The sequence below is a fragment of the Dehalococcoidales bacterium genome (assembly GCA_035529395.1).
In the GTDB taxonomy this organism is placed as follows: Bacteria; Chloroflexota; Dehalococcoidia; order Dehalococcoidales; family Fen-1064; genus DUES01.
The window spans coordinates 22,246-37,289 of sequence record DATKWT010000007.1 but is presented as its reverse complement, the minus strand read 5'-3'; the positions used below and the strand labels follow the sequence as shown (position 1 = coordinate 37,289).

Genomic DNA, 15,044 nt, shown 5'->3' with positions numbered 1-15,044 from the left:
GGCCCCAGCCGACGCAGGCAGACCAGGTGCTCCCGGGTGCCATACCCTTTGTGCCGACAGAACCCGTATCCCGGGTAAGTACGGTCAAGCTCCACCATCATGCGGTCACGTGTTACCTTGGCGATTATGGAGGCACAGGCGATGGAGAGACAAAGGCTATCACCCCTGGTTATCCCCTTCTGCGGCAGCCTGACCTCAGGAAGCGTCATATAGTCTATCAACACGGATTCCGGGGGCGGTCGGAGTTGCTCTATGGCCAGTCTCATGGCCATTCGCGTTGCTGGCACAATACCCTGGTCATCAATCACCGTGGATTCAACGCAACCGACACCGACACCGAGCGCCGCTTCCTGAATATGGTGATACAGAAGCTCACGCTTCGGTCCGGTCAACACCTTGCTATCCCTGACCAGCCCCAGCCAGGGCGCATCTATGTCCGGCGAAAGGACGACAGCAGCGGCAACAACCGGCCCGGCCAGTGGGCCACGACCGACTTCATCAACGCCGGCAATACGGAGGTACCCCTGCGCCGCGAGCACTTTCTCCTCGGCAAGGGTAGGTATCCCAGGATTACTCGGCAATCTGATTTTCTGAACCAAGTATCTCCACCAGCAGACGGCTCACCCTGGGCCAGACCAGGTGCTCTATCTCTCCTCTGGACTGCCGGGCATCAATCACCAGCCAGCGCTCCGGCTCCGCAGCAGCAAGAGCGCGGTATCCCTCACGGACTCTCCGGTGAAAAACCATGTCTTCCTGCTCGAAACGGTCCTGCGCCCGGTCCTTCTTGCGGGCAAAGCCTTCCTCAACCGGAATATCCAGCAGCACGGTGAGGTCAGGACATAGTCCGCCGGTAGCGATACTATTAATACGGTGGACAGTCTCCATGTCCAGTCCCCGTGCGTAACCCTGGTAGGCAACGGTGGAATCGGTATACCGGTCACAGATGATCACCGTCCCGTTTTTCAGATTGGGCTCAATAACATCACGGACCAGCTGGGCACGGGAAGCATTGAACAGCAGTAATTCGCTGAGGGGAGACATGTCTGCTGCTCGACCCCACTTCAGCCAGCGACCGATTCTCCGGCCCAGCGGTGTCCCACCCGGCTCGTAGATAAGGAGTGCAGGCACGGCTGCCTGGAGCAATTTCCTGTGTAGTGCCCTTGCCTGAACAGTCTTGCCGCTGCCTTCTCCGCCTTCAAAGGTAATAAATGGGACCATCTTTTCCTTGATAGCCAGCGCACGTAGTACGTCTTTGTATGCTGGCCACAGTTTATCACGGCAAGAACAGGCAGGCAATCGGGTAGTGTACGGTTAGTCAGTGTCCGCCGCCAGATGGCAGACATCATTCAGGCGGGTCAGTCTCGCACCCCGAGGGTGTGTCTCCATGATACTCAGGGAGGCGGTGTCCAGTCTAAGTTGCCACCAGTGACTCCCGTCTATCCCGAGCATAGTACACAGGAGCGCCTTGAGCACACCGTCGTGGGCAACAACAAGCACGGTTTTTTCCGGTTTGTAGCTATCAAGCCTTTCCAGAAACCGCCCGGTGCGCTCGAAGAAGTCCCGATAGCACTCCCCGCCCGGGAACTCCAGGTCAAGAGTGAAGTTTATACACCGTGCGGCCACCTCCGGGTAGCTGCTTCCAATCTCGCCGAAGGTCAGCCCCTCGCACTCACCATAGTCGCACTCCCTCAATTCGGGGCAGGTCACAATCTCCAGTCCGCGTTCCTGGCAGATGACCTCCGCTGTCACCAGGGCACGCCTGAGGTCACTGGAGTAGGCAGCGTCAATCTTCTCCCTGGCCAGGTAGTCGCGTAGCTTTTCCGCCTGCCGGTAGCCTTCAGCACTCAACTCGATATCGCTCTGCCCCATGAACCGTCGTCCGGTGTTAAAGTCGGTGGTACCGTGTCTTACCAGCAGCAATCTCGACAAGTCTCTCTCCTGAGCGAGCGAGCCGCCGCACATTCCGACGGCTCGCCCACAAGTCAACTACGTTTATAGTACCACACCCGTCAACAGGGCCGCCTAGTCGAACAGCTCCGGGTGGAGTATCTTTGCCATCTCTTCCAGGCCCTGCGTAATTCTTGGGCCGGGGCGAGACACGAGGTCGCCATTGATGAGATAGATGTTACCTTCCTTAACAGCGCTCAACTGCTGCCAGATAGGGTGCTGCTCCAGCACTTCCACGGCAACCGTGGGAACACCCCCCATCATTGTCTGGATAATGATGAAATCCGGGTCGGCATTGACAATCTCCTCGATGCTCAGTTGCGTGTAGTCATCGACTACACGGGAGGCGATATTCTCCCCGCCGGCTATTGTGATTACGTCATGAATGAAAGACCCTCCACCGGCGGTCCACGGCATGTTCGGGTCAGTACCGTCGACCATAAAGAAGACCGTCGGTCGTGCGGCACCCTCCACCCGGGTGGTGACATCGGATATCACCTTCTCCATGTCACTGGCCAGCCGGTTTCCCTCTTTGGTCCTGCCGGTAACCTCCCCCGCCAGCCGGATGGTGTCCATGATACTCCTCACATCCTCGGGGTCAAGGACTACGTAGGTGATTCCCAGGCCTTCCAGTTCGCTGTTGAACTGCTCGTGTTCCACGGTCATGACCAGGTCCGGTTCCAGTTCAACCACCTTCTCGATAGATGGGCTGAAACTGTTGCCCACCTTCGGTTTGTCTTGTGCCGCCTGGGGGTAGTCACAGAAATCACTAACCCCGACAATCCTGTCGTCCAGACCAAGCGCGAAGAGAATCTCGGTAATGCTTGGTCCGAAAGTGATAATCCTCTGTGGGGCTTTATCTATATCTACCTGCCTGCCGGCATCATCAGTATAGCTTTGCGGTTGGCACCCGGCTACCAGGCCAGCCAGCAATACTGTGGAAAGTACGAGTGCAATCCCTTGCTTTAATTTCAAGAAACGTTACCTCCAACATCACTGGTAATTATAAACTGCATAAACTAAGGCCCTCATGCGGTAAACCACATGAGGGCTTGGCGTCAGGGCTCATTCATTATCCCACCTCCTTGTGCCGCGAAGGTCCGGGATACCCGGGGCCCGGCGTCCTGGCTTCTCGCCTAAGGCGAGTCACAGTAGGCGGGACTGCGTTGGATTCTCACCAACTTGCTCTCCAGCTGCGCCTGGACTTCGGCTGAAATCCAGACTGCCCCGGGGTTACCGTATTCAAGGAAGTATGATACACTACCACCTAGCAGCGGTGCAACTATCACCTGGCAGGAATACCACGTATCCACACATGGGGAAACACCGCCACAAAGGTAGCATCTGAACATACGGTATATGCCAGGTGTATTGACAAATAGACAGGATTACTTGAAAATAATTCTATCTCTATATCTTGCTTGTACTGGAGGTGACTGTATGAAGTCAATGACCAAGGTGCTGACGATAATCCTGGTGTCAATGCTGGCCCTCAGTCTTGTCCCGATCGTCGCGGACAACCCGGCCTCGGCAAACCCCACAGGTCAGGCCTGGACCAAATACACCGGCGAACTCACCATGGGCGGGCTAAGAGCTGTGGTCGACTCGTGGGTGATTAAAGACGGAGCCACCTACAAGATGTGGTTCACGCGTCTTAATCTCAACGAGACCGAAACCGAGGTACTGTCTCGCCTCAATGACCTCGGCACGTATGACTTTTCTGACTTTATCGATGACATCCTTGCCCAGGACCTTGATAGCCTATTAGACAAGGCAGCCACCTTGGACGCGGCTGACATGGTCGCTCTTCTGGACAGTGCTACCACAGTCATTGGGTATGCCACTTCAACCGACGGCATAACCTGGACCGTTCAGAACAATGACGTACTGAACGATGGCGGCGGCATACTCACCGGTGAAGGCACACCTACCGTGGTCAATATTGGCGGCACCTATCACATGTGGTACACCAGGGCCGAATCAGACCTGGTAATCGCCGCCGACTGGACACCTGTCCTGAGCGGGTTTGGCGAGACCCAGGCCAACCGGAAGACTGCGGTAGAGACAGTGCTGAATGGCACCAGGACCGTCATCGGCCACGCCACCTCCACCGACGGCGGCTTAACCTGGGGGAGTCCGAATGACCAGGTCTTCCCCGCTGTGGACGGCAACCTTGGAGACAGCGTGGGCGCTCCCTGTGTAATCTATGATAGTGATGACACCACATATAAGATGTGGTACACGAGAACCGAGTCTGACCTTACGATGTCGCAATGGGCCGATGCACTGATAGATACCGGTAACGCCGACTTTGATGCTGCGATTGGTGTCCTTGACGGCACGGCCGCCGTCATCGGCTACGCCGAATCCGCTAATGGCACGACCTGGACCGTTCAGAACAGCAAAGTACTCCCAAGCAGCACGCCGGTCTGGGAAAGTGTCGGCGACCCCTGTGTGGTCAAAGTTGGCAGCACGTACCATATGTGGTACACCGGGGCGAGGACCAACCTTACCAGGACGGGCGTGGATACTATCTGGAGTGAACTCCAGTCATTCAGCCTCGGTGATATCTGGACCGCGCTTGCGGCTAAAGATGTGGGCGATATCCTGGACGCAATCCTCGCCCTGGACCTGACCACTATCAAGACCACCCTCGCCAGTACTAATACGGCCATCGGCTACGCTACCTCCGGTAATGGGACGACCTGGGCCATTCAGAGCGCCAGCGACCTCGCCGGCAGCACCGGCGGTCTGTGGAGTTCGGTAGCTGCACCCACCGTAATTGAGAGCGGCGGCAGCTATGAGATGTGGTTTACCGAGGGCATCAATGACCTCACGGTAGGGAAGCTTGCCGACATCTATCTTGGCAGTGATTTGCCCATTGGCCGTGCCACCGCTACGCCGCTGGCTCCGCCCCCTCCGCCCCCTCCGCCCCCCGACGGTGAAGAGGAGGCACCGGAGTGCGTGGAGGGACCGGGCGTTACCTGTCTGTCTGAAGACATGGTAGAGGACGGCTTATTCCTTACCGAGGTCACTGCCACGACCGAAGATGGGCAGGCCTGGGTCACGGTTCCCGAGGGAACGACAGGTCTTACCGCAGAAGGCGAGCCACTGACATTCATAAGCGCCACCGAGATGGAAATGCCGCCACCACCACCCCCGGACCACTCCATGGTCGCCCTGACTTACACCTTCGGACCGGAGGGGGCGACGTTTGACCCGCCAGTGGGCATCACCCTGTCGTATTCCGAAGCCGATCTACCGGCGGGCTTTAATGAAGAGGACATCGTCATTGTCGTCTGGGACGAGGTCACCGGAGAGTGGATCAAGCTCTTGACCGTGGTTGACACGGTGAACAACACCGTCACCACGTACGTCACCCACTTCTCCACCTTCGCCGTTGTGTTGGCTACCGCCCCCGCCTCCTTTCAGACCAGCAACCTGACAGTGATGCCTGACGAGGTTGAAATCGACGAAGATGTCACAATCAGTGTCTTGGTTGAGAACACCGGAGACCTTTCCGGCTCCTATATTCTGGAACTGATGATTAATAATGAAGTGGCTGAGACCAAGGAAATATCCCTTGCTGGCCACGGGAACGTCACGGTATCTTTCACCATCTCAAAAGAAGCTGATGGTACTTACGCTATCAGCATCAACGGCCTTACCGGAAGGTTCACCGTCACAGCGCCACCGGTAATCGTACCGCCGAAACCAGCGGACATCTTCACCAGCAACCTTTCCGTGACCCCATCCAGGGTCGAACCCGGTGACACCGTTACCATCAGCGTCCGGGTGGCCAACCGTGGCGGCCAGGAAGGCACCTACCTTGTCGAACTGAAGATAGACGGCGTGGTTGTGGAGACCGAGATGGTAAAACTGGCCGCCGGCGCAAGCCAGACGGTGACCTTCACCACGTCCGAGGATATGGGCGGAATCTACACCGTCGACATCGATGACCTATCGGCAAGCTTTACCGTCGTGAAGCCGGAAATCGAAGATGATGACGTAGGAACCAACTGGGCACTCATTGGCGGCATCATTGGCGGCGTAGTCGTCATCGCGATAGTCGTCGGTATACTGCTGTGGAGGCGCCGGAGATACTAGGCCAGAGTCCCCTGTCTTATGGAACTGGATAAGTATAACACAGAGGGGAGGGGTAAACACTCCTCCCTTCTGCATGAAATGAGCAAACGTAAACCTTAAGGGGTGTGCAACGGAGTGGCTCAACAAGCCTGGCGGCTGTGGTCTACCTGGTGGCAAACGCAGCCTGCCCGCTGGTTACCAGTTATTCTCATCCTGTCGATGTGCCTGGCATTCATCACCACCAGTCCGGCATCCGCCTTCAGTATAGACGACTACTTCACCTTCAGCTACAGTATGCAGCTCAGCCAGACCGAGGTGCAGGGAAGCCAGGTATTCTACATCACCGTTAGCGGTCAGGCCACCTGCATAGAAGACCTGCTAGGGCTGACACCCAGTGCAGCCTACATCACTTCCCGTATTATGGCCCGGCACAGTGATACCGGGGCTGAGGTGACACTTCATCCCAGTTATACCCTTAACATAGAACCGTTTCCCGGCAAGGGTGAGACGGTCGAGGAGACCGTCGTTGTTCCCTTGACATTCCCCCCTGGCAGCATGTCCGGTACCTATACCATCATCGGGGAGGTTGTTGAGGCCAAGGTCCAGGCCGGGATATGGCTGACTGTCACCTCATATCTGCCGCCGTCCCAGGAAATAGGCACGGTCACCTACCAGGAGTCCGACAGTAGTAATGGCAGCGACGGAGGAGATGGGGACAGCACTACCGAAGAGGCACCGGATGGCGAACTCACCACCGAATCCACGGACGGCAGAGCAACACTGACCGTCGCGCAGGGCACCACGGCCCTCACAACCGCGGGAGGACCGTTGAACGAGTTAACCATTACCGAAATGGACGAACCGCCGCCGGCTCCCACAAATGCAGAGATTGTCAGTCCGGTCTACGATTTTGGTCCGGATGGTGCCACGTTTGACCAGCCGGTACGCATCCGCCTGGGCTATGACCAGTCCCTGATACCGGAGGGTATCGCTGAGAGGCAGCTGACTGCCGCCGTATGGGACGGCCAACTCGAAGAGTGGCTGCCCCTTGAATCTACGGTCGACCCGGTGAACGACACAGTGACCACGGAAGTGACTCACTTCACACCCTATACGGTTATCGCTTCCACCCGACCGGCGGCATTCTCTGTTAGCGGCCTTACCATCACACCCGGCACGGCAGGCATGCAGCAAACGATAACCATCAAGGTGCTCGTCAGCAATACCGGGGACCTTGCCGGAACATACCTGGTGGCATTGAAGATCGATGGTACAACCACCGCCGTTCAGCAACTCCCCCTGAATGGCGACACCAGCCGAACCGTAGTCTTTACCACCTCACATGATACCCCGGGAATCTATGAAGTAGAAATCGATACACTCTCCGGCACTTTTACCGTCGAAGCGACCTCACTTCCACCAACTCCGGTCGCCTTCATCACCAGCCGGCTCACTGTGGCTCCGGGTAAAGTCAGCAGCAGAGAGGACGTTACTATCAGCGTCCTGGTCACCAACACCGGTGACTTCGCCAGTACCCATAGGGTAGAACTGGAAATAAACGGCGTGGTCACCGCCTTTCAGGACGTGTCGCTGGAAGGCAGCAGCAGCCAGACGGTGGTCTTCATTACCTCCCAGGACAGGCCGGGAGTCTATGACGTGAGCATTGACAACATGACGGACAGCTTCGCAGTAGAAGAGAAAGAAATACCGTTGGTGGCGGAAGACCTGAAAGCACTTCAGGTACCATTGGGCATGCCGTTCAACTGGGGTCTCGTTGGGGGTATCTCTGCCGGTGTGGTCACTTTGCTGGCGGTCCTGGCCTTCCTGCTCCTGAGGAGACGCAGGGCCTAGACGACTTCCTCATTCCAGTCCAGCATCATCACTCGGACAATGTCGCCTGCTTGCACCTCAGCCGTGTCCTCGGGGACAATCACCAATCCGTTGGCCAGGCTCATCGAGGTAAGCACACCGGAACCCTGGGGACCTGTTATCCGGGCGAAGTACTGGCCGTCACGTTTTTCTACAATCGCCCTCGCGAAGACGCGGCGTCCGTCCCGATTGGTAACCGTGTCCTCCAGTACAGCTTCAACCGCAGGTTTATCCCAGTTTTTCCTACCCATCATCTTTAAGATAGCCGGGCGGGCAAACATCTCGAAAGTGACCATCGAGCTCACCGGGTTACCGGGCAGGCCGAGGTGGGGAATCCCTTTCGGTGCTCCCGTTCTGTCACACCCCCTGATAGTGCCAAAGGCAAGCGGTTTCCCCGGCTTCATCCGCACCGTCCAGAAGTTGATTTCACCCTCCCGGGCAAGTACGTCCTTGACCACATCATAGTCCCCCATGGAGACCCCGCCGCACGTAATCAGCATGTCGGCGTCAAGCCCCTGTCGGAGTGCCGCTACCAAGGAATCCTCTGTATCGAGAGCTATCCCCAGAATCCTGGGTATGCCACCATAGCGCCGCACCAGAGCAGCGACGCTATAGGTATTGCTGTTGTATATCTTACCTGCCGGCAGCGGCTGTCCTATCTCGACAAGCTCATCACCGGTAGCCAGTATCGCCACTACCGGTCGGGAAATAACCGCCACGTGGGTCTTCCCCAGGGAAGCCAGGACACCCACCTCAGCCGGTCTGATTACGGTCCCTTCCGCCAGGACCAGCGCACCCTTCCTGATATCTTCCCCGGCCCTGCGGACATTGAGGCCGACCTCTGTCTCATGCAGAATGCCTATCTCCGTGATTGGCTTTCCGGCGGTGGCCTCGCGTCGCTGTACCTCATCGGTGTTTTCAAACTGGACGACAGTATCGGCACCCCCTGGTATCGGTGCGCCGGTCATGATTCGGATTGCAGTACCCGGAGTCACCTCCTGCCCGGAGACATAACCTGCGGCTACGGTATCAATCACGCGGAGCAGTCGCGGTGAATCCTGGCTTGCCCCTTCGGTATCGCCTGACCGGACTGCATAGCCGTCCATGGCAGAGTTGTCCAGTGGAGGCACATCGATTTCCGAGCAAACATCCTCGGCAAGTACCTGACCCGGGGAGTCCAGGATGAGGACTCCCTCCTTCCCCAGAACATCAACAAAGCCAAGAAGCCTCTCCTGGGCCTCTTCAACACTAATCATCGTCCTTGTCACCCCCGGATAGCTTCCTCGCCTTCTGCAAGTCCTTTTCCGTATTGACATTGAAGAAGCTCAACTGCTCAGGGTCGAACCTGGCTATCTCGTCCACCTCCACGAATCTCGCCTTGACCAGAGGCAGTAGCTTATGGACACCCAGTTCATCCCGTTCAAACATTTGCTCTATAACCCTCAGGCAGCCCCCGGTGTAGACAGAATGAAGTGGTTCCACCTTGCCCTCCACTCGTGGCGCCACCATGTCGAACCCATCAGTCAATTCTAACATGTAGTGCAGTAGCGCCTGGTTCAGAAAGGGCATGTCAGCAGCAACGACGAGATTGCAGTTCGTGTTTGAGAGTCGCAGCCCGGTGTAAATACCACCCAGTGGCCCCTTACCGGGATAAATATCAGTCACTATTTGCAGGTCGGGGTGATGCCCTGACAGGGATATCGGATGCCCTTCGGCGGTCACAACGATGATATCACCACACAGGGACGTAATGCTATCTACCACTATTTCCAGAAGACTCCGGCCACCGACTGTCTCCAGGATTTTGTCATACCCCAGACGCAGACTCCGACCACCGGCTAGAATAATGCCACTTGCTTCCAAGGTACTCCTGTCTGCGCGGCTTTACTGTTACCGCAACTAGCCAATTTTAGCATATAGGTGAACCGCTTCCAAAGTGGAGCAATACCACCGTAACCCTCAATAGCTTGAGAGCACAGGCCCGACCGTGTAAAATAGATTCTGCGCCACTGAGGACAGTGGCGTGTCACCCTGAGTGTAGCGAAGGGTCTCACCCTACGGAACATACTAGCTGGTATTTTGTGCAACTAGGTACTATTCCCATACTACGCGGAGAAGAGCATGACCATGTCTTTCGAACGACCAGCAATCGTACGCCCCCCGAGCGAGGCAAACAGTCTGTTTCTGCCCCTGACCGCAGGTTGCTCAAACAGCACCTGCACCTTCTGCGGCAGCTACGGCTCCCGTCTCCAGATACGCGACATCGAGGAAGTCCGGAGCGAAATAGACGCCGTTGCCCTCTTCCTCAGGCATGGGCTCACTGTTCCGGGAATACCGAGAATAGTCTACGCTGTTGCCCAGGAATGGGATGGGAAAGGGGTTTTTCTTCAGGACTCAGATGCCCTGGTATATCCTTACAGCCACCTGAGAGACGTGCTGACGCACATGCAGGACAAGCTCCCTTTCGTGGAGAGGGTGGCTGCCTACGCTACCGCCAGCGATATACTGCGCCGGAGTCCTGAGGAACTCGAAGCACTACGAGAACTCAAGCTCGGTATACTATACATCGGAATGGAAAGTGGTGATGATGATGTTCTCCGCCATGTAGACAAGGGTGTCGACTCTGCACAGATAATAGAGGCAACGCACCGTGCCAGGGCAGCCGGTATCCTGACCTCCATTACCGTTATCCTCGGTCTGGGCGGTGTCGAGGGGAGCGAGAAACACTCGCTGGCAACGGCCAGAGTCCTGAGTGACATGGACCCGGACTTCGTGGGAGCACTGACACTGACGCTGGTGCCTGGCACACCACTGTACCGTGAGTGGCAGGAGGGAAGCTTCGAACCGATATCCCCTTTCAGGTCCTTAGAAGAACTCATCCTGATAATCCAGAACTCCAGCTTCACGGATTGCTTCTTCAGTTCCATGCACGCCTCCAACTATCTGGCGGTCCGGGGAACACTGCCGCATGACAGGCAGATGATGCTCTCTCAACTGCGGAGGATTGTGGAGCATGGAGACCCCCGTTCCCTTCGCCCCGATTTCCTCAGAGGCCTGTAGTGAGTAACAAATGCTCTCGTTCAGACAGAAGGGTGACACAACACAGGATGAGGTTGTAAAACGGTAAGGCTCCGATTTACAGAAGCAGAGCACAGGTAATACTGGAATACGCAGCAACACCAGCTTATAATGTAGTTGATTCGACCATGAACGTGCTATCACTCGCACCCGACGCTCTCAGCTTCGCTACTAACCAGAGTAGTCCTTCTTGCCTCTCCACCCGCTACAGCAGCACGCCAGCGAAAAGGGACTATCGATGAGATGGTTGTCCAACAGAGCAAAGTGCTTCTGGAACCGGGTACTCCGGTTACCCAGGAAGGCTGGCATACCGATTGGACTTATCCTGGTGGTCGGTATTGTCTTCGGTGTCTACCGGTTCGTGCTCTTCTGGGACTACATGGAGAACGACCCCGGTTTCTGCCAGTCCTGCCATATAATGGAGGAGCCCTGGGACCGCTGGGCCAGCAGCACACACGCCGAAGTCGGTTGCCATAGCTGCCATCATCAGAGTCTGCTGGCCAGCGCCGGCCAGTTGTGCGATTTCGTCTTCAAGAGCTACGAGGAGATTGAAAGCCACGCTGAGGTCGAAGACGCGTCGTGTCAGCAGTGTCATCAGAGCGGGGACCCGGAATGGCAGCAGGTGGCAGACACCGCCGGACACAAGCAGCACGATATGGACCGGGGTATTGAGTGCGTCACGTGCCACTCAAACACGCTGCACATATTTACACCGTCTGCCACCGACTGTCTGGAGTGTCACGCCCGTAACACAATCAAAGTGCCTGATATGACCGATGTAAGCTGCATGACCTGCCATAATTTCCTTACCGCTGGTGAGGAGACAGTTCCTACGCGTGCCGTCTGTCTGGGCTGCCACCAGACAATGGTATCCAGGGTGACCTGGAGTACTGAAGCGCCAATGCAGTTCCCGTGTGGCGACTGTCACCAGCCCCACGAACAGGCGGAACCGGTGGTAAAATGCAAGTCCTGCCATGATACCGTCGAGTGCTACAACCCGTATGAGATGCACCCCGATACCCACTGCAAGGCCTGCCACCTGGCACACGAGTGGCGCATTACCGGACCGTGATACGCGCCTTACCCATCACCCCGCCAGGTCAGACCATAATCCGGGTATGCAGATGCCATCAGTTTCCAGGTCGGCAGGCAGCAAATAAAAAACGGACAGCCCAAGCTGTCCGTGTAGAATCAGGATGCCATTATCTAACAGGGTGATGAGAAACCCTTTCGACCAATCCCGGTGCGGCCCAGATGGAGCGCCTCTCAGAAGAGGCGGGGCCCCTCAGAAGGGACGGAGCCCCTCCGGACTCCCCTTTTTCAGCACCCTGTCTAAAGGTCTTACCCGGTATATTCGAATTGGGAAAAACCCGGCGAACGCTCTTTATCTCGCCGAATCAGGCTGTAGTAGAATCTAACAGGGGTTCTATCAGGTAATCACCCCGAAGCGCCTTCATGCCTCTGCAGCATCGAATCAAACGTCCGGGAGAAGTCATCGGCCCGTTGCCGTATCTCTATAGCGTTGACTTTTGATTGCTCCACGACTCGAATGACGCCTGTACCCAGCACGGCCAGCTCCCACTCACCCCTATCCCAGTTCTCGTCCACGATTTTCCGGAGCTCAGCCAGCTTCTCTTCTACTACCAGCCACTTTTCACTGTTCTTTATCATGTTTTCCTAACCTCTTACCGTAGCGTCCCGATGCAATACCAGTACGCCTCAGAAGATATGCCACCTCCGTGGTATCCGGGGTACCTTAACCTCCTGGGGTTCCTCCAGTTCCTCCTGAAGCTCCTCCTCCTCCTGAATAGTCTCACGACGACGAACCGGTACCAATACCTTTTCTGGTTCTTCCCTGCGCTCCACAGTTCACCCCCTTAGAGTCGGCCGGTCAGGCTTCATAAGCCGGATTCCCGTCGCTGCATGTACCATCATTGTTGAGGTCTCAATGATGAACTCTCACTATTGAGCGTAACACGGTACCATTAAGAGAGGCATAAAGAATATAAAGATAACATAAAGATTCCATTAAGATTTCGTAAGGAAACAGGTACGGGTCAGCCTGATACCACACCCCACATTCGTATGGCACAACAGGACTGTGTTTGAGCAGGCGACTGTAGATGGGAATCGGATATGCTGGGAGCGGACAGGTGGTGTGGTCGGTCATCCGCTCCCAGCACTGGAGAACTTGAGTCTGCTGTTGACGCCAGGCAACCCCTTGATATGGTCAGTCGGGGTCGCTCTGTGGTCTTTGGTTCAGGACGCTGTCAGCGAGCCTGGTCTGGCTCAGGAAATACTCACGCCCGAATGAGGCGCTGTGCCCGGTGTTTCTTCCGGCTGTTCCTTCGCATCCGCGTCTGCTTTCACAGTGTTGTGCGCAACGTTGGGAACGTTGCCTGAGTATCCGCACATCAGACAGCTCTCATACCAGCCGTCCAGGTCCCTGTCAATGTACGTATCCCCCCCGCATCGAGGGCAACCCTTAAGATTCCAATGTGCCACTTCTACCTCCCTACAAGCAAGAAACCGTGTATTACTCTCGGGACCAATTTGCCGTCCCGCGCAACACCCTTGCCTGGTGACTTTCGTGACTAGAGTATAAGACTATGAGGTTACGAGGATATTAAGACCGCGTCCGCAGGGTTACAGGATGGTTACAAAACGGGAAGAAAAAGGTTACCGTCTGGCTGGACAGGCAGGCGCCAGTATTCAAGTTAAGAAATCGGGACAGTCCGATAGACCGTACCGACCCCTTACGTTCACAGACGGAAACCCCTTCCGGCTAGCCGGCCTCTTCCCGGAGCATTCCGGCACTTGTCCGCATGATGTTCCCGGCAATGTAGTTGCGGACTTCACCAGCCCTGACATCAAGCAGGTCGGCCTTCAACAGCACCGCTTCACTGCGAGCCGACTCATCCTCAGTTCCCTTGATTACAAAGTCGGCCAGATGCAGGGCAAGCTGAACATTGCCCTCCACCTGAAGCTGCCGGGCCCTTTCGGTGACCTTCTCCGAACCGATAATATTAAGCATCTCGGCAGCTATATCTGCACCCTTCGAAGGGAAAAGCTCACTGGGATTGCCGTCATACCAGCCGGTATAGCGACGATACACATCATGGATAACAAAGGTGGGGTGACCATAGTTGCCCGCCAGATAGGGTTTGTCAGACAGTTCCTCCGGCACTTTGACCCTCTCCAGTATGTCCTCAATCCAGTAGCCTTCATTAAGCAGCCGGACGACCTCCTCGTGGATGTAGCGGAGTAGCCTGGCAGTATTCAGAAGCCGTTCCTCCACATTTTCCCCACTGATGACCGGACCGCTGCCGACAACGAAATCGGGTTTCTTTTCCGCTATCCTCTCCAGGTTTTCGGCCCATTCCAGTGTGTAGCGCTGCTCCTTGAGCGGGTTGCCCGTGTTGGGGCAGCCCCCGAGAAGCAGGTCACCGATGAAGGCCACCTTGCGCTCCGGAATCCACACCCATATCGTGTCGTCCGTTTCTCCGGGAGCATAATATATCTCAAATGTCAGGCCACCCAGTTTGAACTCCATATAGTCGTGGAACGTGGTATCCGGATAGACATATGATGGCTCACGAACCGACGCCCAATCCTGCCTGGCAGATGGTCTATCCTGAGGACGGGGGAACTGCAATGACGCTATGTAGGCACGACGGCCCTTCAGCATCCGGTATTTATCGAGCCGCTGTGCAACCAGTTCATGACCGATGATTCTCGGCCTCGGGTGCCCCCTGTCCTCGGCATCCTTAAGGAAAGCCGAGGCGCCACCGACATGGTCGACATGTCCGTGAGAGTAGATGATGGTATGAAAGGGTATTTCCGTCCTCTCCCTGATTTTCCTCACCCTGTCTTCTCCCTCCCGGAAACCGACACCGGTATCGACGACTACGAGACCTTCGCTGGTGATGGCAAGACCGCTGGGCCCGGACACCGGCCAGGTCTGCGCAATCTTGAAAATGTCCGGGAATATCTCCTCATCCACCATCGCCCGACTCCTTATCTCTTTCGGTTGAAACTCCTCTTCTCTATTTTGAACCATGATA

General features: G+C 56.2%; 13 protein-coding genes and 1 riboswitch. Of the genes, 4 read left to right on the top strand and 9 right to left on the bottom strand.

Translation table 11 applies throughout. The features are described 5' to 3' along the window. The 4 genes from VMW13_00455 to VMW13_00440 form a co-directional block, all read right to left on the bottom strand. Positions 1–599 (bottom strand): ribonuclease HII (locus VMW13_00455; GenBank protein HUV43278.1); only part of this gene is annotated, 599 nt, incomplete at its 3' end. Next, on the bottom strand, positions 571–1,218 hold the full coding sequence (gene tmk, locus VMW13_00450; GenBank protein ID HUV43277.1) for a dTMP kinase: 648 nt from the start codon (positions 1,216–1,218) through the stop codon (positions 571–573). The genes tmk and VMW13_00455, both read right to left, overlap by 29 nt. 93 nt (positions 1,219–1,311) lie before the next feature. Then, entirely contained in the window at positions 1,312–1,929 is a 618-nt protein-coding gene (locus VMW13_00445) for a histidine phosphatase family protein (protein HUV43276.1), read from the bottom strand. A 93-nt stretch (positions 1,930–2,022) separates the two neighbouring features. Further along, complete coding sequence (locus VMW13_00440) at positions 2,023–2,922, bottom strand: ABC transporter substrate-binding protein (GenBank protein ID HUV43275.1); 900 nt, start codon at positions 2,920–2,922, stop codon at positions 2,023–2,025. Positions 2,923–3,047: 125 nt separating this feature from the next. Then, positions 3,048–3,165: riboswitch (cobalamin riboswitch) on the bottom strand. A 222-nt stretch (positions 3,166–3,387) separates the two neighbouring features. Here VMW13_00440 and VMW13_00435 point away from each other — a divergent pair. After that, the gene (locus VMW13_00435; GenBank protein ID HUV43274.1) at positions 3,388–6,054 is read left to right on the top strand and encodes a CARDB domain-containing protein; all 2,667 of its coding nucleotides are present in this window, start codon (positions 3,388–3,390) and stop codon (positions 6,052–6,054) included. Positions 6,055–6,168: 114 nt separating this feature from the next. Beyond that, a complete protein-coding gene (locus VMW13_00430; protein HUV43273.1) occupies positions 6,169–7,884 on the top strand; it encodes a hypothetical protein in 1,716 nt (571 codons plus the stop codon). Here the strand turns inward: VMW13_00430 and glp are convergent. Both glp and VMW13_00420 read right to left on the bottom strand, forming a co-directional pair. Next, entirely contained in the window at positions 7,881–9,158 is a 1,278-nt protein-coding gene (glp, locus tag VMW13_00425; GenBank protein HUV43272.1) for a gephyrin-like molybdotransferase Glp, read from the bottom strand. The two genes, VMW13_00430 and glp, sit on opposite strands and share 4 nt — an antisense overlap. Beyond that, positions 9,151–9,765, bottom strand: coding sequence for a molybdenum cofactor guanylyltransferase (locus VMW13_00420; GenBank protein ID HUV43271.1), 615 nt, complete (start codon positions 9,763–9,765; stop codon positions 9,151–9,153). Before VMW13_00420 ends, glp begins: the two co-directional genes overlap by 8 nt. A 258-nt stretch (positions 9,766–10,023) precedes the next feature. On the opposite strand from VMW13_00420, the gene VMW13_00415 reads away from it, so the two are divergent. After that, positions 10,024–10,962, top strand: coding sequence for a radical SAM protein (locus VMW13_00415; protein HUV43270.1), 939 nt, complete (start codon positions 10,024–10,026; stop codon positions 10,960–10,962). Between the two features lie 265 nt (positions 10,963–11,227). After that, on the top strand, positions 11,228–12,052 hold the full coding sequence (locus VMW13_00410; GenBank protein ID HUV43269.1) for a cytochrome c3 family protein: 825 nt from the start codon (positions 11,228–11,230) through the stop codon (positions 12,050–12,052). A 365-nt stretch (positions 12,053–12,417) separates the two neighbouring features. Here VMW13_00410 and VMW13_00405 read toward each other — a convergent pair whose 3' ends face one another. The 3 genes from VMW13_00405 to VMW13_00395 form a co-directional block, all read right to left on the bottom strand. After that, positions 12,418–12,651, bottom strand: a complete 234-nt coding sequence (locus tag VMW13_00405) for a hypothetical protein (protein ID HUV43268.1) — start codon at positions 12,649–12,651, stop codon at positions 12,418–12,420. Between the two features lie 48 nt (positions 12,652–12,699). Then, entirely contained in the window at positions 12,700–12,846 is a 147-nt protein-coding gene (locus tag VMW13_00400; GenBank protein ID HUV43267.1) for a hypothetical protein, read from the bottom strand. 919 nt (positions 12,847–13,765) lie between these two features. Then, the gene (locus tag VMW13_00395; GenBank protein ID HUV43266.1) at positions 13,766–15,040 is read right to left on the bottom strand and encodes an alkyl sulfatase dimerization domain-containing protein; all 1,275 of its coding nucleotides are present in this window, start codon (positions 15,038–15,040) and stop codon (positions 13,766–13,768) included. Positions 15,041–15,044 lie beyond the last annotated feature (4 nt).

Excerpts from the sequence above, each read along its gene's own strand:
- tmk (HUV43277.1), bottom strand. The coding sequence starts at position 1,218 with ATGGTCCCATTTATTACCTTTGAAGGCGGAGAAGGCAGCGGCAAGACT.
- VMW13_00435 (HUV43274.1), top strand. The coding sequence starts at position 3,388 with ATGAAGTCAATGACCAAGGTGCTGACGATAATCCTGGTGTCAATGCTG.
- glp (HUV43272.1), bottom strand. The coding sequence starts at position 9,158 with ATGATTAGTGTTGAAGAGGCCCAGGAGAGGCTTCTTGGCTTTGTTGAT.
- VMW13_00415 (HUV43270.1), top strand. The coding sequence starts at position 10,024 with ATGACCATGTCTTTCGAACGACCAGCAATCGTACGCCCCCCGAGCGAG.
- VMW13_00405 (HUV43268.1), bottom strand. The coding sequence starts at position 12,651 with ATGATAAAGAACAGTGAAAAGTGGCTGGTAGTAGAAGAGAAGCTGGCT.
- VMW13_00395 (HUV43266.1), bottom strand. The coding sequence starts at position 15,040 with ATGGTTCAAAATAGAGAAGAGGAGTTTCAACCGAAAGAGATAAGGAGT.